This is a genomic window from Achromobacter sp. FW305-C-13, assembly GCF_058783475.1.
Genome location: NZ_JBYSYN010000001.1, coordinates 1,595,648 through 1,614,642 on the forward strand (window position 1 = coordinate 1,595,648; position 18,995 = coordinate 1,614,642).

The following is an 18,995-nucleotide window of genomic DNA, read 5'->3' on the forward strand; positions in this document are numbered from 1 at the left end:
GCGCCGGGATCAGTGCGCCGACGCGTCCAGGAAACGGTGCACCACCCGCACCGACGCGGCGCCTTCTCCGATGCAGGCCAGCACGTGCTTGACCGAACCCGCGCGCACCGCGCCCGCCGCAAAGACACCCGGCTGCGAGCTTTCAAAGGCCCGGGCCTGCATCGACCCGGCGGCCGCGCGGCCGGTATGGATGTAGCCCCAATCGTCCGTATCCAGGTAGCCATCCAGCCATGCCGTGTTGGCCTGCGCCGTGGGCTCCCCCACCCCGTCCTGCCGCATGCCGGTTGCCACGATCAGGCTGCGGGCTTCGACCACCTGCCCGTCGTCCAGCCCGATCCGGTAGGGGTAGCCGCTACCGTCGAAACTGCGGGCGACGTGGCCAGGCAGCACGTGCGAACCGAAGCGCCGGCTTTGGTCCTCGGCCCGTCGCAACAGTCCTCCATCGCACAGGCCCGTGACCGTGCCCGGAAAACCTGGCAAGGCGTCCACGCCGGGCAAGTCCGCCCGGCACCGCAGGCGCCCCACCAGCAACGTATGCAAGCCTTCGGATGCCGCGTAGGCCGCAGCCGCCAAGCCCGCCGTGCCGCCGCCCACGACCACCAGGTCAAGCACGGGATCGGCTTGCCCGACGCCCGCCGCAGACCGGAGGATCGCGCCCCCATAGGGGCGCTGCCGCACGTAGCCGATGCGCCGCAGCATGAAGGCGCGCAGCACGATCTCGGCCAGCGGCCGTTCAGCCAGAAGCAGCCTGGCCAGCGCCGGCCGGTCGACCCGCAGCAGGCGGCTGGGGCAATCGGCGCGCAACGTGACGGCATTGGGCCGGTCGGTGAAGAGGTCCAGGCTGCCCGTGAATTCGCCGTCGCGGTGCAGTAGCAGGCTATGCATGGCGCCGTCCGCCTCGCATTCCAGCACCTCGACATAGCCTTCCAGCACGATGTAGAACGCCGCCTCGCGGTCGCCGGAATTCAGCAGCACGCTGCCGGCGGGCACGGCGATCGTCTCGCCATACGGCGCCACCTGCGCGACCTGGGCGGACGACAACATCGGAAACGCCTGGGCATGCAAGGCTGCCAGGCTGGCGGGCGCGTCGGCGGGCGTCGGGCCGGTAAAGGGACGGGTCATGGATTGGCTCACGGATCATCCGCGCGTGGCGCGTACTGCACCCAACATAGCGTTGCTAGTCCGCCAAGTCTTGTGCACTTGACGCCTGTTTTGTACAAAAGAGCAATGATCGCACTATTGAAGGCGCACGAGTCCGCCCGGCACGACATCGCGCTTTTGTCCAAATCGGGACACTTGCGTCCAATCATTTACGCCTGTGCAGGCCTAACATGACATGCGGACGCAACCGCCAAGGTTTATCCTGTTCCAGACCATGACACCCCCCGCCCCTCCCTCCCAGGCGCTTGACCATGCCGCAATGGCCTGATGCGCCTCCCAGCCTGCGGCACGTCTATCCGGGCGCGTCGATCCAGGCCATTCGGACCAGCCCGGCCTGCGGCGCGGGCCTGGAAATCCTGCGTGTAGGCTACGCGCTGCCCGATTTCGGCGAGGTGCGTTCCGAAGACGACGGCGACGATTTCCTGCTGAGCCTGTCGCTGACCGACAGCCAGCGCGTGCAGTATGAAGGAGGCCGACCTCACCCCATGCCCGTGGCCGCTGAGGCCTTGACGATCCGCCGCGCCAGCGCCCCCTACCGCGCCGAGCTTCGCACGCCGTTCGATTTCCTGTATTTCCGCATCCCTCCCAAATCACTGGAACGGCTGTCGGAAGACCTGCGGCTGCCGCACGTCGGGGACCTGTCGTGCCTGCCCGGGCAATCCGACCCGGTGCTGGCCGGCCTGGGCAATGCGCTGCTGCCCGCCTTGGACGCGCCAGGCACCGCCGATCCGCTGTTCATCGACCATATCGCATTAGCCGTCCAGGTTCACGTGGCGCAGAAGTATGGCGGCGCCGCGCTCTGCCAGGCACCGGCGCGCGGCGGTCTCGCGGGGTGGCAGGAAAAGCTGGCCAAGGACACGCTGGCGTCGGACCTGCTGGCCAACGTGTCGATCAGCGACGTGGCCCTTGCCTGCGGATTGTCGCGCAGCTATTTCATCAAGGCCTTCCGCCAGACGGTGGGTACGACGCCGCACCGCTGGCTGCTTGAACACCGCGTTGAGAAGGCCAAGCTGATGCTCCTGAACTCCGGCCGCTCGGTGGCCGAGATCGCCGGCGACTGCGGTTTTTCGGATCAGGCGCACCTGACCCGCGTCTTTGCCAGCACGGTCGGCGTCCCGCCCGCGGCCTGGCGCCGCCAGCACCGGAACTAAGGCCGGCATGCCGCAACGCGTTCAGATCCAGGCGTCCGACATGACGGTCACGCGCATGCGCAGCCACCGCGACGACTTGCCGCCCGGCCCGCCCATCCCGGTGCAGGATGCCTTCAGCGTCATCGTCCAGCTACAGGACTTCCGCGCCCACACCTTGTGGCGCGGCAATCGCATCGCCTACCAGGGCGGGCATGCGAAAGGCGTGGTGGCCATCACCCACCTGGGCGACGAGTGGCGATGCGACCACCGGTCGGCCTTCGACAACATCCGCTTCCAGCTGCCGCGCAGCGCACTGGATGCGTTTTCTTCCGAGACGTCGCGCCCGCGCATATCAGGATTCGATTGCATGAACGGGACGCGCGACCCGGTGATCTACCACCTGGCTTGCGCGCTGGCGCCGACGCTGCTGCATCCCCAGCAGGCCAGCCGGCTGTTCATGGACCAGATCAGCGTGGCCTTGCAGGCCCATGTGATGCATGCCTACGGCCACGCCGCAGCGCCGGCCCTGGAAACCGCAAGCAGCCATTTGTCGCCCGGGCAGTTGCGCCGCGCCACCGAATTGCTGGCCGCCAACGTCGGCGGCGACCTGTCGGTGGCCGACATCGCCGCCGAATGCGGCCTGTCGCGCAGCTATTTCATCAAGGCGTTCAAGGGCAGCACCGGCAAGACGCCGCACCGCTGGCTGACCACCTACCGCATCGAACGCGCCTGCGCCCTGCTGGCGCAAGGCGGATGGTCCATCGCAGCGGTGGCGCTGGCCTGCGGCTTCGCCGATCAAAGCCATCTGACCCGCGTCTTCACCCAACAACTGGGCACCACGCCCGGCATGTGGCGCCGCCCTATCGGCTAGCGCGGAAGTGTGGGCCCGGGCGTCAACGGCCCCGCGGGCTGGCCGGGCCGAGACGGCATCGGTGGCAATTTCGGCTGGCTCGGCCCGCTCCAGGCGGGTGACGGACCGCGATCGGCGCCGGACGCGCCGGGCGCGGGATAACGCGATTCGCCGCAACCCGTACCCAGGCAGGTAGGGGGCGTACGGCCTGGCTCGACGGTCCGCGGGCAGGACGTGCCCACGCAGTTGTCCGGCAACGTGCGTGCCGAGGGCGGCGGCGACGGAACGCTGGGGACGCCGTCCCGCGCCAGCGCCGGGCCACAGGCCAGCGCCATCCATACCGCCGCGATCAGGGTTTTCATCGTCATGCCTCCTCAGGCTGCACGCTTTCGAGTGTGCGCCCATCCCCTGCCTGCCGCAAGGCGCGGGCGCAAAACTATGGCGCCAAAATTGGGTGTTTTTCCCGCCACGTCACGGGGATGTCATCTGCCCTGCCTAGACTGGCGCCGCCGAAACATTCAGTCTGCAGTCAACAGAACGACAGCCGTTCAACAGTCCCCTCACCTTCTTTCGATCCCATGCCGAACCCCTTTCCGTTCGGGCGCCGACCTGTCGCCCGCGCCCTCGCTTTTTCCTTGATCAGCCTGCTGGCCGCTTGCGGCGGCAGCGACGACGACGACGCAGCGCAGCCCGAAACGCCGCCGCCGGTCACCCCTCCCGTCACGCAACCCGAACAGCCGGCCGGCACCCAGGTGGCGTTCATGCCCGACGTCCATTTCCATGACGTGTACGCCACGTTCAAGGACGGATCGTTCCCGGGCGTGCCCAACCAGAAGACCGGCCGCAACGCGACGATCCGGACGATGCAGGCGCAGATGACGTCCACCCGGCTGTTCAACGAAAATTACTTCGCGTTCCTGGCCGCGCTGGATGACGCCGTGGCGCGCGGCGTGAAGTTCATTGCGCTGCCAGGCGATTTCTCGGACGACGGCCAGCCGGTGCACATGCGCGGGTTCCAGAAGATCCTGGACGACTACCACGCCCGCTACGGCATCGAGTTCTTTGCCGCGCCAGGCAACCACGACCCCAACCGCCCGCTGGCGCGCGCCGGCGGCAAATCCGACTATCTGGGCATTGATTCCGCCACCGGACGCCAAGGCGCCCAGCAGGCGATCTACAGCCGCGGCGGCAACGGCGATTGCTCCTCGGGCTACTCGGGCGACTGGGCCAAGGTCAACAACACGTACTGCACGGAAGAAGTGCAGGAACTGGGCTACGCCGGCATCACCGAATCGCTGGCGCAGCACGGCTTCATGCCCAAGCCGGCCTACCGCTACTACGAGACGCCGTACAGCAACTACACCTATAGCGGCTATTCGTACGAAAAGGCGCTGGCGCAGGCCAACTGGGCCACCCGCCAATACGAGATCTGCAAGGAAGGCACAGGGGGCTCCTATCGCCAGCCCAGCTATACCCTGTGCCGTTCGGTGCCCGACACCAGCTACGTCGTCGAACCGGTCGAAGGCGTCTGGCTCGTGGCCATCGATGCCAACGTCTACGTGCCCACCGGCCCGGGCGCCAACGACTTCGCGGGGTCTGGCGACGCCGGCTACAACAAGATGCTGACGCACAAGCAGCATGTCATCGCGTGGCTGAAAGACGTGGTGGCGCGCGGCAAGGCGTCGGGCAAGCAGGTCGTGGCCTTCAGCCACTTCCCGATGAGCGAGTTCTTCAATGACGCGTCCGACGACATTACGGCGCTGCTGGGTGCGGGCAAGATGCAGATGGTGCGCCGCCCGGCCGAAGACGTGACCCGCGCGCTGGCCGAAACCGGCCTGCAGATCCACGTGGGCGGCCATATGCACTTCAACGACACCGGCGTGCGCCACTATGACGGCGACCACGCGCTGTTCAACATCCAGGCTCCGTCCATGGCGGCCTACGTACCGGCCTACAAACTGCTGCGCATGAAACCGGACAGCACGGTGGAAGTCGAAACGGTGCGCATGGACGAGGTCCCGCGCTATGACGAACTGTTCGAGCACTACCGTGCCGAACACGCCTTCTTCACGGACTTCCCCGCGCAGGTGCCCGGCGGCACGCTCTGGAGCGCCTCGATCCTGGACGCCCGCAACTATGCCGACTTCAGCTCGCGCTACATGTCGGAACTGGTGCGCCTGCGCCTCTTGAATGACGACTGGCGCTGCGAAATGCGTGAACTGGTGAAAAGCCCGCTGAACGGCTCGCACCTGCTGGTGCTGTCGCAGCTGCAGACCAACGTCACCTTGAAGGAATTGGCCAACACCGGCGGCCAGGGCCTGTTCTCGTCAGCCTTCTTCGGCTGCCTGGCCGAAGCGGGCGGCAGCGGCGCCAGCAACCCGGCCTACGCGACGGACTACGCCGCCGCCGAAGTGCGCGCCCGTGCGCTGGCCCAGGCCAACGGCATGCGCCTGGAAGACTTCGACGCCTGGAAAGCGCTGGACCTGGCGGGCGACTTCGTGCGCCTGGCCAACGCCGGCGACCTGGCCTTTGCGGACATTCCCGCTGCACGGGCCCGCCAGTACAAGCTGCTGGCCCAGGCCTTGCAGTCGACCAACGCCAACCTGCTGGTCAACGGCAACCAGGTGCGCAACGACAACACCGCCGCGGCCGTGTTCCAGGCGCGCTTCAAGCCGCTGATGGCGATCCTGTTGAAGCTGGCGGCCGGTGCCCCGACCCGCCACTTCATCGTCGACCTGAAGACCAACACGCTGACGGACATGACGGCGGAAGTCTCGCCGTTCTGATCCCGGCCATGCCGTGAAAACGCCGCGAGGCGCCGCGACCGGAATCGCAGCGCCTCGCGGCGTCTTGCGCTTTGGGGAATGCGACGATCAATCCAGCCGGATATCGGCGCTTTGCACGACCTTGGCCCAACGCGCGCGCTCACTGTTGAAGAACTGGGTAAGCTCCGCCGGATTGCGGGTCACGATCTCGGCGCCCTGTTCATTCAACTGCGCCTTCACGTCGGGCTGGTTGACGATCTGCGCCATCAGCATCGCCAGGCGCTCGGCCACCGGATCCGTCGTTGTAATCGGCGCCATCACGCCTTGCCACGTGCCGGACTCGAATCCCTTGACGCCTTGTTCGGAAATGGTCGGGATGTCAGGCACCAGCTGCATGCGTTCGCCCTTGGAAATGGCGATCGGCCGCAGCTTGCCCGCCTTGATATGCGGCAAGGTCGCCAGCAACCCATTCATGATCACCTGGGTCTGCCCGCCGATCGTATCCGTCACCGCCTGCGAACCGCCCTTGTACGGCACGTATTCCCATTGGGCGCCCGTGGCCTGCTGCACCGCCACCGCGGCCAGATGCGGCGCGCTGCCGATCGCGGTCACGGCGAAATTCAGGCGCTGTTTCTTCGACAGCGCCACGAGTTCCTGGACGGTCTTGGCAGGCACGTCGGGATGCACGGCCAGCACGTGCGGCGAATACGCCAGCATGCTGACGGCGCGCAGGTCCTTGGACGGGTCGAAGGACAGCTTGGTGTAGACGGACGGGCTGATTGCCAGCGCGCCCACGTCGCACAGCAGCACGGTGTGGCCTTCCGCCGCCGATTGCACAACCAGGCCAGCGCCCAGGTTGCCGTTGGCGCCCGGCTTGTTCTCGACCACCACGGTCTGCTTGAGCGCATCGGCCAGGCGCGGCGCGAGGATGCGGGCGATGATGTCGGACGACCCGCCAGGCGGGTACGGCACGATGATGCGCACGGGGCGCGTCGGCCAATTGGCGTCGGCGGCGGCGGTCGCGGCGTTGGCCACTCGCGCCCAACCGGGCGCCAGCGGCGACAGGCAAAGCGCCGCGGCGCCGCCCAGGAACTGCCTCTTGCTTACGTTCATGCTGTCTCCACTCGTTTGATGTGTCGTCAATAAATCGGGCGCGGGCGGCTGTGCCGCCGCCTCGCGCGAATTCAGGCGGCGCCCCGCGTTTCCACGTAGAGGGCGTACAGGGAATGGCTGCTGGCCATGAACAGGCGATTGCGTTTGGCGCCGCCAAAACACAGGTTGGCGCAACGCTCCGGCAGCCGGATGTGGCCGATGGGCTTGCCGGCGGGGTTGAACACCATCACCCCATCCAGCTCTTCGGACTTGGCGTTAGGCGCGCCATTGCTGCCCCAGCCGCACCACAGGTTGCCATCCTCGTCGCACTTGATGCCGTCGATGGCGCCCGGCCCTTGCGCGTCGACGACGACCCGCTTGCCCGACAATGCGCCGTCCGCGCCAACGTCGTAGGCCCAGATCACGCGGTTGGGCTGGTGGCGCGACTCCACTACGTACAACAGCTTTTCGTCCGGCGAGAAGCACAGCCCGTTGGGACCGGCCAAATCTTCCAGCGCGCGCGTCACGCGGCCGTCGGACGGATCAATCCGGTACACGCCATGGGGCAGCTCGGGCTTGGCCTTGTCGCCCTCCCAGTGGCCGCCGATGCCAAACGGCGGGTCCGTGAACCAGATGGCGCCGTTGCGTTGGCAGATGATGTCGTTCGGCGAATTCAAGCGCTTGCCGTCGTAGCGGTCAGCCAGCACGGTGATGGAGCCGTCGTACTCGGTGCGTGTGACGCGGCGCGTCAGGTGTTCGCAGGCCAGCAAACGGCCTTGGCGATCGCGCGCCAGGCCGTTGCTGAAGTTGGCCGGATGTCGAAAGACGCTGACCGCGCCCGTGGTTTCGTCCCAGCGCAGGATGCGGTCATTGGGAATGTCGGACACCAGCAGATAGCGCCCGTCGCCCACCCACACCGGCCCTTCCAGCCAGCGAAAGCCGCTGGCCAGTTGTTCCACGCTGCTGCTGTAGATGCGGTATTTGGAAAACTCCGGGTCCAGAATGCGAATGGACGGATCCGGGTAGCGTTGCTGAGCCGTGAAATCGAATGAGGGGCCTGGGCCAGCGGGTTGCGCGTGCGCCAGTGCAACCGGGCCAAGCGCCAAAGCGGCGCCCAGCAGCCGGCGGCGGCCGGGTTGGGCCAAGGGGGCATGCTCCATCGGTGTCTCCTCTTATCGGTGTAATGCGATGGCAATGCGGTGTGGCGTGAGGGCCCGGGCCTCAGGTCACCGGGCCGGGATTGAAGAGCGCCAGGGCGTTGTGCAGCTTGAGTTTTTCCGCACAGGTCTGCTGGCGGCCGCTGGCTACATCCAGCATCAGGCGAAATAGCTCCCAACCTACGTCTTCGATCGTCGCGTGGCCCGTCGCGATGCGGCCGGCGTTCACGTCCATCAGGTCGTGCCAGCGCCGCGCCAGGCTGTCGCGCGTGGCCACCTTGATCACCGGCACTTGCGCCAGGCCATACGGCGTGCCGCGCCCCGTCGTGAAAATGTGCAGGTTCATGCCGGCCGCCAGCTGCAAGGTGCCGCAGATGAAATCGCTGGCCGGCGTGGCCGCGAAGATCAAGCCCTTCTGCGTCAGGCGGTTGCCCGGCGACAGCACGCCGTGGATCGGCGACGAACCCGACTTCACGATCGAGCCCATCGCCTTTTCAACGATGTTCGACAGCCCACCTTTCTTGTTGCCCGGGCTGGTGTTGGCGCTGCGGTCGGCCATGCCACGCTGCAGGTAATCGTCGTACCAGGCCATCTCGCGCACTAGCGCGTCCGCCACCTCGGGCGTGGCTGCGCGCGCGGTCAACTGGTCGATACCGTCGCGCACTTCGGTGTTTTCCGAAAACATGACCGTGCCGCCCGCCCGCACAAGCAGGTCCGTCGCAAAGCCCACGGCCGGGTTGGCGGTCACCCCGGAAAACGCGTCGCTGCCGCCGCACTGCACTCCGACCGTCAGGTCCGACACGGGGCAGGTTTCGCGCCGGCGCGCGTTCAACTTTTGCAAATGGCGTTCGGCCGTGCGCATGATCAGGTCGATCATGGATTGGAAGCCGATGTTCTCTTCATCCTGCAGCACGATGGTGTCCACGCCGTTACCGTCGGCGCCCATGCCCTCGCCCGCCCGGATCGGAATGGCGCCCGGCGCCAGCAGGCGTTCGGGCTGCAGTTTTTCGCAGCCCAGGCTGACCACCATCGACGTGCCGCCGAAATTGGGATTACGCGCGATGTTGTGCAAGGTGCGGATGGGGATGGCGGCGCCCGGTGCATCGATGGCCACGCCGCAGCCATAGGTGTGTTCAATGCCCACCACGTCATCCACATTGGGATAGCGCGGCAGCATTTCCTGGCGGATTCGCGCAACCGCGTGCTCGACCACGCCCTGCACGCATTGCACCGTGGTGCTGATGGCCAGGATGTTGCGCGTGCCCACGGTACCGTCGGCATTGCGATAGCCTTCGAACGTATAGCCTTCCAGCGGCGGCAACGGTGTGATGCGCGTGCCCACCGGCAGGTCCTGCAAGGTGCGCGCCGCGGGCATGGTGGTGACGCGTTCGTTTACCCAGCTGCCGCGCGGCAAGGCTTTCGCCGCAAAACCGACCACCACGTTGTAGCGCACGACGGCATCGCCTTCGGCCAGGTCCGTCAACGCAACCTTGTGCCCTTGCGGCACCGCGTCCGCGAGTTGCAACCCGTCGGGCAGTACGGTGCCGGCGGGCAAGCCGCCCTCATTGGCCACGATTGCCACGTTGTCCTGCGGGTGAATCTTGATAAGCACGGGCGCTTGGTCTGCCACAACCTGCATGAAGAATCCTTTTGCATAGCGGATGCGCGTGAATCCGGCATCCAGTACGTTATCGTACAACCCAAAGAATATCGCCGAACCGGGTCAAAAATAAATTCCGGGTTTCCCCTTGTCTACAAGTAGCCCCATAGGGAAACAGGCCTTGAAACGAATAAATTCATGTTGTACGATGACTTACCTTTTCAACACCGTACACCGTTCACGGCAGCACAGCCCGCGACGGTCACACCGGATGAGCGCGCTATGACTACCCCGCAGGAACTCAAAGAAATCGTGTCTGAAGGGCTGCTGTCCTTCCCCGTGACGGACTTTGACCAGAACGGCGATTTCAACGCCAAGTCTTACGCCGCCCGCCTCGAATGGCTGGCCCCGTACGGCGCTACCGCCCTCTTCGCCGCAGGCGGCACCGGCGAGTTCTTCTCCCTGGCTCCCCAGGAGTATTCGGACGTCGTGCGCACCGCCGTGCAGACCTGCGCCGGCAAGGTGCCGATCCTGGCAGGCGCAGGCGGCCCCACCCGCACCGCCATCGCCTACGCCCAGGAAGCCGAGCGTCAAGGCGCCAAGGGCATCCTGCTGCTGCCCCACTACCTGACCGAAGCCTCGCAGGACGGCATCGCCGCCCACGTCGAACAGGTCTGCAAGTCGGTCAAGATCGGCGTCATCGTCTACAACCGCGCCCAGTCCCGCCTGTCGGCAGACAGCCTTGCGCAACTGGCCGAACGCTGCCCCAACCTGGTCGGTTTCAAGGACGGCATCGGCGACATCGAAGCCATGGTCCGCATTCGCCGCAAGATGGGCGACCGCTTCTCCTACCTGGGCGGCCTGCCCACCGCTGAGGTCTATGCCGCCGCGTACCGTGCGCTGGGCGTGCCGGTCTATTCGTCCGCCGTCTTCAACTTCGTGCCGAAGACCGCCATGGACTTCTACCGCGCCATCGCCGCGGGCGATTCCGACACCACTAACCGCCTGCTGGACGATTTCTTCCTGCCCTACCTGGAAATCCGCAACCGCAAGGCCGGCTATGCCGTCAGCATCGTCAAGGCCGGCGCCAAGCTCGTCGGCCATGACGCCGGCCCCGTGCGCGCCCCGCTGACCGACCTGACCGGCGAAGAAATGGAAATGCTCAACGCCCTGATCAAGAAGCTCGGCCCCCAGTAAGCCACCGAGCGACACCCCACGCATTCCTGCCCCCGATTCGGGGGCGTTTTTTTCGGAGAATCATCATGACTTTGACCGGCCAAATGCTGATCGGCGCCACCGCCGTTCTTGGCTCGGGCGCCGCCCAGCACGCCATCAACCCCGCGACCGGCGAACGCCTGGAACCCGGCTTTCCCGCCGGCTCGTCCGACGACGTCGCGCGCGCGGCCGAACTGGCCCGCGCCGCCTTTGACCCCTACCGCGCCGCGCCGCTGGAAACCCGCGCGCAATTCCTGGAGAGCATCGCGGAAGGCATCCTGGCCCTGGGCGACGCACTGATCGAACGCACCCACCAGGAAACCGGTTTGCCCCTGGCCCGCCTGCAAGGCGAACGCGGCCGCACCGTCGGCCAATTGCGCTTGTTCGCCCGCGTGGTCCGCGACGGCTATTTCCTGGACGCCACCATCGACCCCGCCCAGCCCGAGCGCCAACCGCTGCCCCGCGCCGACCTGCGCCTGGCCAACGTGCCGCTGGGCCCCGTGGCGGTCTTCGGCGCCAGCAACTTCCCGCTGGCCTTCTCGGTTGCCGGCGGCGACACGGCGTCGGCGCTTGCGGCCGGTTGCCCCGTCATCGTCAAGGCCCACAACGCCCACCCCGGCGCCTCTGAAATGGTCGGCCGCGTGATCCAGGCGGCCGTGGCCAAGCACGGTCTGCCGGAAGGCACGTTCTCGCTGCTGTTCGGCGCAGGCAGCGAAATCGGCACGGCCCTGGCGACGCACCCGGCCATCACCGCCGTCGGCTTCACCGGTTCGCGCCGCGGCGGCCTGGCCCTGGTCGCCGCCGCCAACGCCCGTCCGGTGCCGATCCCCGTCTATGCCGAAATGTCCAGCATCAACCCGGTGTTCCTGATGCCCGCCGCGCTGGAAGCGCGCGCCGAAGCCATTGCCCGCGGCTTCGTCGATTCGCTGGCGATGGGCGTCGGCCAGTTCTGCACCAACCCGGGCCTGGTCATCGGCATTGAAGGCCCCGCCCTGGAACGTTTCCGCCAAGCGGCCGCAGAAGCCGTCCAGGCCAAGGGCGCCGCCACCATGCTGACTCCAGGCATCTTCGCGGCCTACCAGGAAGGCGCTGACGCGCTGGCCAAGCACGCCAACGTCGCCACCCTGGGCCGCGGCGAAGCCTCGAAGCCGGCCGCCAATGCCGCCGGCGCCGTGGTCTTCGGCACGCAAGCCGACCGCTTCCTGGCCTCGCACGAACTGGAAGCCGAAGTCTTCGGCCCGGCCTCGCTGGTCGTCGCCTGCAAGGACCTTGCCCAGATGCAGGCCGTGGCCGAACACCTGGAGGGTCAGCTTACCGCCACGCTATTCGTCGACGACGCCGACGTGGCCTCGGCCCAGGCGCTGCTGCCCGTGCTGGAACGCAAGGCCGGCCGCATCCTGGCCAACGGCTACCCGACGGGCGTGGAAGTCAGCCATGCCATGGTGCACGGCGGCCCCTTCCCCGCCACGTCGAATCCGGCATCGACGTCGGTGGGCGCCACGGCCATCCGCCGCTTCCTGCGCCCGGTCTGCTATCAGGACCTGCCGGACGCGCTGCTGCCGGATGGCGTCAAGCGCGGCAATCCGCTGGACCTGATGCGGATGGTCGATGGCGTGATGACGGCGGGCTGACGCTCGCGTCGTATCTTGGGAAGGCGTCGCGCCTCGGGCTCTGCCATGACTTCGAGCACCTTCACGGCAATCACCACAATGCGGCGGCGGGATGGGGCGCCCCCTCCTGCCTGGCCTGACGGTCGGCGCGCCCATGACGTCCTGCTGTCGGTCTCCGCGGACTTCTGATCCCGGTCGGAAACCGGTCCGGCCCGCGCCGCGCGCCTAGCCGCCGGCGCGCGGGGTTTCGCGCGGCAGGTCCACCCGGAAATGGGTCAAGCCGTCGCGTGATTCCGCGCCGATGCGCCCGCCGTGGCTCAGCACGATCTGCTGCGCGATGAACAGCCCCAGACCCAGGCCCTTGTGGCCTTCGGCGCGGCGGTCCCCGCCCCGGAACGGGTTGAACAGGTGCGGCAGCAGCGCCGGGGGAATGCTGCCCCCGTTGGTGACCGTGACCGCGACCCGGTCCGCCGCCGTCCCGTCGGCCTTGACCTGCACAGGCACGTCGCGGCTGCCATGGTGCAACGCGTTGCCGACCAAGTTCGTGAAGACCTGGCACAGGCGCTCGGCATCCCAGGCGCCGGCAAGGTCCCCGTCGCATTCGCAGTCGATCTGGCGGTCGGGGTGGCCGGTCTGCACTTCGTCCACGGTACGCTGCAGCAAGGCGTCCAGCCCGGTCCATGCCGGTTCTAGCGTCAAGCCGCCCGCCTGCCGGATGCGGGTCACATCCAGCAGGTCGTCAATCAAACGGGCCATGCGCTCACTGCTTTGCAGCATGCGCTGGGCCAGGCTGGCCACCCGCGCATCGTCGTTCTGGCGCTGCAACAGCGACGCCCCCATGACAATGGACTGCAACGGCGTGCGCAGATCGTGGCTTAGCACGGCCATGAACATCTCGTTGATCCGCAAGGCTTCCGTGCGCTCTTCCAATTGCGTGGCCAGCGCCCGCTTGCGCTCATGCAGTTCGAAGAACACGTTCGCCTTCATGCTCAGCATGTGCGGGTCGATGGGCTTGTACAGGAAGTCCACGGCGCCGCTCTCGTAGCCGCGGAACTGCCAGTTCTGCTCGCGCGACCCGGCGGTCATGAAAATCAGCGGGATATGGCGCGTGCGTTCGCTGCCGCGTATCAGTTCGGCCAATTCAAAGCCGTTCATGTCGGGCATCTGCACATCCAGCAGCGCCAGCGCCACATCGCCATGATGCAGCAGCAGTTCCAGCGCTTCTGGCCCGGATTGCGCTTTCAGCACTTCTACCCGGCCGCTTTCCAGCAGCGCTTCCAGCGCGATCAGGTTTTCCGGAACGTCATCGACAAGCAGGCACTTGATGCGGTCTTCTTGTGGTTTGGCGGAGGTCAGGAACATGGTGTCGGAAGGTTGGGGTTACGGCAGGCGCGGCGTGCGCAGTTGGGAAAACAGGGTGGCGATCTCGTCGGGCGTCAAGGCATCGTGCGCCGGCTGCCGCGCCAGGGCGGCCTCGGGCATGGTGGGCATGGCGGCGCTGGCCGGCGCCTGCACGATCGTGCGCCCGCCTGCGGCGTGTATCGCCGCCAGGCCGGCGGCGCCGTCCTCGTTGGCGCCGGAAAGCAGCACGCCCAGCAGTTTCTCGCCATAGCTATCGGCGGCGGACTCGAACAGCACGTCAATCGACGGCCGGGAAAAATACACCGGCGCGCCCACCGACAACGCCAGCCGGGGCCCCTGGTCCACCAGCAAGTGGTAGTCCGGCGGCGCAAAGTACAGATGGCCGGGGCGTATCCACAGTTGGTCTTCAGCTTCCTGCACGATCAAGGCGCAGCGCTCGCGGAAGATATCGACCAACAGGCTGCGGCGGTCGCGCGGCAGGTGCAGCACGACCACCACCGCCGCGTCCAGGCCGGCCGGCAAGGCGGGCAGCAAGGTGTTCAACGCATCGATGGCGCCGGACGATCCGCCGATGACGATCGCCTCCCACGGGCAGGCGGCCGCCGGCGCACGGGCAGCGGATTCACCTGCGCTCATAACCCCGCCTTCTTGCGGTAGATGCGGTCTTCCAGCACGAAATCGTCGAAGTTGCCGGCCTGCGCCGAAAACCGCAGCGATTCCCGCGAGCCCAGGCCCAGGAAGCCGCGATGGACGAGCGCGTCGTGGAACAGCCCCAGCGCCCGGTTTTGCAGATCGCGTTCGAAATAGATCAGGACGTTACGGCAGGAGATCAGGTGGACCTCCGCGAACACGCTGTCGGTCGCCAGACTGTGGTCGGAAAAGACCATGTGTTCGCGCAGCCGCTTGTCGAACACCACCCGCCCGTACCGGGCGGTGTAGTAGTCGGACAGCGAGCTGCGGCCGCCGGAGCGGGCATGGTTCGCACTGAAGGCGGCCACGCGGTCCAGGTCGAAGACGCCCTGCTCCGCCGTGCGCAGCGCGTGCGGATTGATGTCGGTGGCATAGATCAGCGCGCGCTCAAGCAGGCCCTCTTCGGCCAGCAGGATGGCAAGCGAATAGACCTCTTCGCCAGCGCTGCACCCGGCCACCCACACCTTGATCGACGGATAGGTGCGCAGAATCGGCACCACCTCGTTGCGCAGCGCCAGGAAATAGCTTGGATCGCGGAACATGTCGCTGACCTGAACCGTCAGGAACTGCAGCAACGCGGTGAACACCGCCGGCTCATGCAGCACGCGGTCCTGCAGTTGCGACAGCGTCTTGCAGCCGAATTGCGTCAGCGCGCTTTGCAGGCGCCGCTTGAGCGACGCCTGCGCGTACTCGCGAAAGTCGTAGTGGTAATGGTGATAGATCGCATCGAGCAACAGCCGTTGCTCGATATCTGCGGTGCGCGCTTTGGCGGTGGATGGCATGACGGTCTTCAACAAAAGATGGCGCGAACGCCTTTAGCTGCGCATCCAGACCCGCACCAGGGACAGCAGGCGCTCCACATCCAGCGGCTTGGCGATGTAGTCGTTGGCGCCGGCGGCCAGGCATTTCTCCTGGTCGTCCTTCATGGCCTTGGCGGTCAGCGCAATGATCGGCAGGCGGCGCCACTCGGGCCGCTTGCGTATCTCGCGCATGGCCGTGTAGCCGTCCATCTCGGGCATCATGATGTCCATCAGCACCAGGTCGATCACCGGCTGGCCGTCCGACCGGGCCCGGCCCAGCACGTCCAGCGCTTCACGGCCGTTGCGGGCGATCTCCACGCGCACGCCGGTCGGCTCCAGGATGCTGGACAACGCGAACACGTTGCGCACGTCGTCTTCCACCACCAGTACGGTACGGCCTTCCAGCGCCGAATCGCGGCTGCGGGCCAGTTCCAGCATCTGGCGCTGCTCGGGCGGCAGTTCGGCTTCCACCTGGTGCAGGAACAGCGTCACCTCGTCCAGCAGCCGTTCGGGCGAGCGCGCGTCCTTGATGATGATGGATTTCGAGAAGCGGCGCAGATGCTGCTCTTCGTCACGCGACAGCGCGCGGCCGGTATAGACGATGACCGGCGGGAACGACACGCCCTCCTGCTCGGTCATCTGTTGCAACAGCTCGTAGCCGCTCATGTCGGGCAGGTTCAGGTCCATGACGACGCAGTCGAACGTCGTCTCGCGCAGCAGTGCCAACGCGGCCGCCGCGGTGGCCGCCGGCGCGATCTCGACGTCGTTGCGCGCCAGCAGCTGGCGCACGCTCTCGCGCTGGCGGTCGTCATCCTCGACCACCAGCACATGGCGCACGTGCCGGGTGAACTTCGCTTCCAGGCGCTGCAAGGCGTGGACCAATTCCTCGCGCTTGACGGGCTTCAGTGCGTAGCCGGCAGCGCCGCGCCCCATGGCCTCGCGCGCGTAATCGGCCACCGACACCACATGGACCGGGATGTGGCGGGTCTGCGGGTTGCGCTTGAGTTGATCCAGGACGCCCAGCCCGGAGAAATCGGGCAGGTTGATGTCCAGCACGATGGCGTTGGGACGTTCGCGCGTTGCCAGTTCCAGGCCGTCCGTCGCGGTGTGGGCCACGAAACAACCAAAGCCCATCTCGCGCGCCAGGTCCGAAAGAATGCCGGCAAAGCGCTCGTCGTCTTCGATGACGAGAATGCTGCGCTCCGGCTCCGGGCCCGACGGAGCAGCTGCCTTGGGCGCAGGCGCGGCGGGCGCGTCGCGGCGAGGAACGACAGGCGCCGTCTTCGGCAGCATGAAGGGCGTGGCCGAGGCCGCGCCGCTCTGAGCGCCCGGCACCGACGGCGGCTCTTCCAGCCGCACGGGCACCTCCAGCGTGAACACGCTGCCTTGGCCCGGCGTGCTGGTCACGGACAGGCTGCCGCCCAGCAACGTGGCCAGATCGCGTGAGATCGACAGCCCCAGGCCCGTGCCGCCGAACTTGCGGTGCGTGCTGCCGTCGGCCTGGCGAAATGCCTCGAAAATCAGTTCCTGCTGATCGGCCGGCACGCCGATGCCGGTGTCTTGCACGGCGAACGCCACCCGGTCCCGCGCCACGCGCGACACCCGCAGGGCGACCGTGCCGCGCTGCGTGAACTTGAGGGCGTTGGACAGCAGGTTCTTCAGCACCTGCCCCAGGCGTTGTGCATCGGTATGCAGGGAGGCCGGCACGGCCGGATCGATATCCAGTTCCAGCGCCAGTCCTTTGTCCAGCGCCATCGGCCGCAGCGGCTCCAGCAGGCGCTGCAGCATCGGCGCAACGGCCACCTGCTCGACTTCCACGGTGGCCTGTCCGGCTTCGATCTTGGACAGGTCAAGAATGTCGTTGATCAGCGTCAGCAGGTCGCTGCCGGCGGAATAAATCGTCTGTGCGTACTTGATCTGCTCGGCGCTCAGGTTGCCCGGCTTGTTGTCCGACAGCAGCTTGGCCAGGATCAGCGTCGAATTCAGGGGCGTGCGCAGTTCGTGGCTCATGTTGGCCAGGAACTCGCTCTTGAACTGGCTGGCCTGCGACAGTTGGCGGGCCTTCTCCGTCAGCGCATCCTGCACCCGCAGCAACTGGTCGGCCTGCGATTCCAGGTTGGCGTTGGTCTGCTCCAGCTCGGTCTGCTGCAGTTCCATGCGCGCCTGCGATTCCTGCAGGATGCGGCTCTGCTGCTCAAGCTCTTCGTTGCTGACGCGCAGCTCTTCCTGCTGGGTCTGCAGTTCTTCGGCCTGGCGCTGCGTTTCCTCCAACAGCGACTCCAGGCGGCTGCGGTCCTGGCCCGAACGGATCGCCGAGGCCAGCATTTCCGAGGCGCCTTCCAGCAGGTTGCGATCGCTGTCGCTCACCGGGTGGTTAAAGCCCAGCTCGATCACGGCATACACCCGGCCGTTTTGGATGGCCGGCGCCAGGACGAGTTCGGCGGGATCGGAACGCCCCGTGGCGGAGGCGACTTCAAGGTGCCCCGCCGGCACATTGCGCACGTGCAGCAATCTGCGCGACGTGACAGCCTGCCCGGCCAAGCCTTCGGCGGACTGGAGCTTGCGCGCCAGGCGCTCGGGCGGCAGCGCAAAACCGCCGAAAAGCTCCAGTTCACCCGTGCTGCGGTCAACCACGTAGCCCGCGCCCACGTCGGCGCCCAGATACTCGGCCAGATAATCCAGCGCGCGCTTGCCGATCTCGTCCAGGCGGTGATCCCCCTGCAGGCGCAGGCTCAGGCCCGACAGGCCGGTCGTCACCCAGGACTGTCGCGCCTTCGCCCGGTATTCGCGCACGGTCATGCCGGCCGACGCCAGGATCAGCACCAGCAACAGCAGCGAACCGCCCCATGAGTAATAGGTCGACGTGGCGGCGGCCGCCGCCCAGGCGTCCTTGCCTTCAGCCAGTTCGTCCATCTGCCGCGAATACAGGTCGCCCACCAGGTCGCGCAAGCGGTCCATTGCCTCTTTGCCCGCATCGGTGCGCACCACGGCCATCGCGCCTTCCACGTTGCCGGCCTTGCGCATCTCGATGGTTTCATGCAGTTCCGTCAACTTCTGTCGCGCGATGCCCTCGATGTCGCTGACGATGCGGCGTTGCGCCGAATCGTTGGACGTGGCTGCTTTGACCAGGGCAAGGCGCTGATCGATCAGCCCCAACGAGCGCAGATACGGCTGCAGGTAGGTCACGTCGCCGGTAAGCAGATAGCCTCTCTGCCCGATCTCGGCATCCTTCAGCGCTGAATTGAACAGGCTCAACTGGCGCAACGTCTCGGTCGTGCGGTCCACGGCCTTGACCGCTTGCATGCGCGTTTCGGCCGAGCGGACGTTGACGAAGGCGATGACCAGCGTGGCCAGGGCCGCCGTCACGAACCCGGCCAATAGCGTCCGGGGAAAGGCATAGCGGTTGGCAGGCTGCGACGACGATTTCGGCATGGTAGCGGGTGACGGATTCAATGTAGGGGAGCATGGCCTAGCGGTGCGACAAGGCGGGCGCCGGGATGAACCGGGCGCAGTCGCTGCTATTGACCTAAGCGCTGGACTATACATGGTTTGGCGGCATGGGA

The 18,995-nt window shown here is 66.8% G+C and carries 13 protein-coding genes; 5 read left to right on the forward strand and 8 right to left on the reverse strand.

Features of this window, described 5'->3' with window-relative positions; genetic code table 11:
- Nucleotides 1-9 precede the first annotated feature (9 nt).
- Nucleotides 10-1,122, reverse strand: coding sequence for a cyclic nucleotide-binding domain-containing protein (locus AC3WMU_RS07075; RefSeq protein WP_492282063.1), 1,113 nt, complete (start codon nt 1,120-1,122; stop codon nt 10-12).
- Nucleotides 1,123-1,412: 290 nt separating this feature from the next.
- Between AC3WMU_RS07075 and AC3WMU_RS07080 the strand changes: the two genes are divergently transcribed.
- From AC3WMU_RS07080 to AC3WMU_RS07090, 3 genes are all read left to right on the forward strand, one after another.
- Complete coding sequence (locus tag AC3WMU_RS07080) at nt 1,413-2,312, forward strand: helix-turn-helix domain-containing protein (protein WP_492282064.1); 900 nt, start codon at nt 1,413-1,415, stop codon at nt 2,310-2,312.
- A 7-nt stretch (nt 2,313-2,319) separates the two neighbouring features.
- The gene (locus AC3WMU_RS07085) at nt 2,320-3,162 is read left to right on the forward strand and encodes a helix-turn-helix domain-containing protein (protein ID WP_006222995.1); all 843 of its coding nucleotides are present in this window, start codon (nt 2,320-2,322) and stop codon (nt 3,160-3,162) included.
- A 614-nt stretch (nt 3,163-3,776) separates the two neighbouring features.
- Nucleotides 3,777-5,927, forward strand: coding sequence for a metallophosphoesterase (locus AC3WMU_RS07090; RefSeq protein WP_492282065.1), 2,151 nt, complete (start codon nt 3,777-3,779; stop codon nt 5,925-5,927).
- A gap of 87 nt (nt 5,928-6,014) precedes the next feature.
- On the opposite strand, the gene AC3WMU_RS07095 is transcribed toward AC3WMU_RS07090, so the two are convergent.
- The 3 genes from AC3WMU_RS07095 to garD form a co-directional block, all read right to left on the reverse strand.
- Complete coding sequence (locus AC3WMU_RS07095; protein ID WP_427937221.1) at nt 6,015-7,019, reverse strand: Bug family tripartite tricarboxylate transporter substrate binding protein; 1,005 nt, start codon at nt 7,017-7,019, stop codon at nt 6,015-6,017.
- Between the two features lie 71 nt (nt 7,020-7,090).
- The gene (locus tag AC3WMU_RS07100) at nt 7,091-8,158 is read right to left on the reverse strand and encodes an SMP-30/gluconolactonase/LRE family protein (RefSeq protein WP_492282066.1); all 1,068 of its coding nucleotides are present in this window, start codon (nt 8,156-8,158) and stop codon (nt 7,091-7,093) included.
- Nucleotides 8,159-8,219: 61 nt separating this feature from the next.
- Nucleotides 8,220-9,794: a galactarate dehydratase gene (gene garD / locus AC3WMU_RS07105; RefSeq protein WP_492282067.1), complete on the reverse strand. Its 1,575-nt coding sequence runs from the start codon at nt 9,792-9,794 to the stop codon at nt 8,220-8,222.
- Nucleotides 9,795-10,037: 243 nt separating this feature from the next.
- Here garD and kdgD point away from each other — a divergent pair, with 243 nt between their 5' ends.
- On the forward strand, nt 10,038-10,952 hold the full coding sequence (kdgD, locus tag AC3WMU_RS07110; RefSeq protein ID WP_492282068.1) for a 5-dehydro-4-deoxyglucarate dehydratase: 915 nt from the start codon (nt 10,038-10,040) through the stop codon (nt 10,950-10,952).
- A gap of 65 nt (nt 10,953-11,017) precedes the next feature.
- Nucleotides 11,018-12,601 (forward strand): aldehyde dehydrogenase (NADP(+)), encoded by a 1,584-nt coding sequence (locus AC3WMU_RS07115; RefSeq protein WP_006223002.1) that lies wholly within the window; start codon nt 11,018-11,020, stop codon nt 12,599-12,601.
- 204 nt (nt 12,602-12,805) lie between these two features.
- Here the strand turns inward: AC3WMU_RS07115 and AC3WMU_RS07120 are convergent, their stop codons facing one another.
- From AC3WMU_RS07120 to AC3WMU_RS07135, 4 genes are read right to left on the reverse strand one after another with little or no spacing between them, the layout of a single operon-like run.
- Nucleotides 12,806-13,942, reverse strand: coding sequence for a hybrid sensor histidine kinase/response regulator (locus AC3WMU_RS07120; RefSeq protein ID WP_006223007.1), 1,137 nt, complete (start codon nt 13,940-13,942; stop codon nt 12,806-12,808).
- 18 nt (nt 13,943-13,960) lie between these two features.
- Nucleotides 13,961-14,578: a chemotaxis protein CheB gene (locus AC3WMU_RS07125; protein WP_006223008.1), complete on the reverse strand. Its 618-nt coding sequence runs from the start codon at nt 14,576-14,578 to the stop codon at nt 13,961-13,963.
- Nucleotides 14,575-15,414 (reverse strand): CheR family methyltransferase, encoded by an 840-nt coding sequence (locus tag AC3WMU_RS07130; RefSeq protein WP_006223009.1) that lies wholly within the window; start codon nt 15,412-15,414, stop codon nt 14,575-14,577. The genes AC3WMU_RS07125 and AC3WMU_RS07130 overlap by 4 nt, the downstream gene beginning before the upstream one ends.
- Before the next feature lie 33 nt (nt 15,415-15,447).
- On the reverse strand, nt 15,448-18,864 hold the full coding sequence (locus AC3WMU_RS07135) for a response regulator (RefSeq protein WP_006223010.1): 3,417 nt from the start codon (nt 18,862-18,864) through the stop codon (nt 15,448-15,450).
- Between the last annotated feature and the right edge of the window lie 131 nt (nt 18,865-18,995).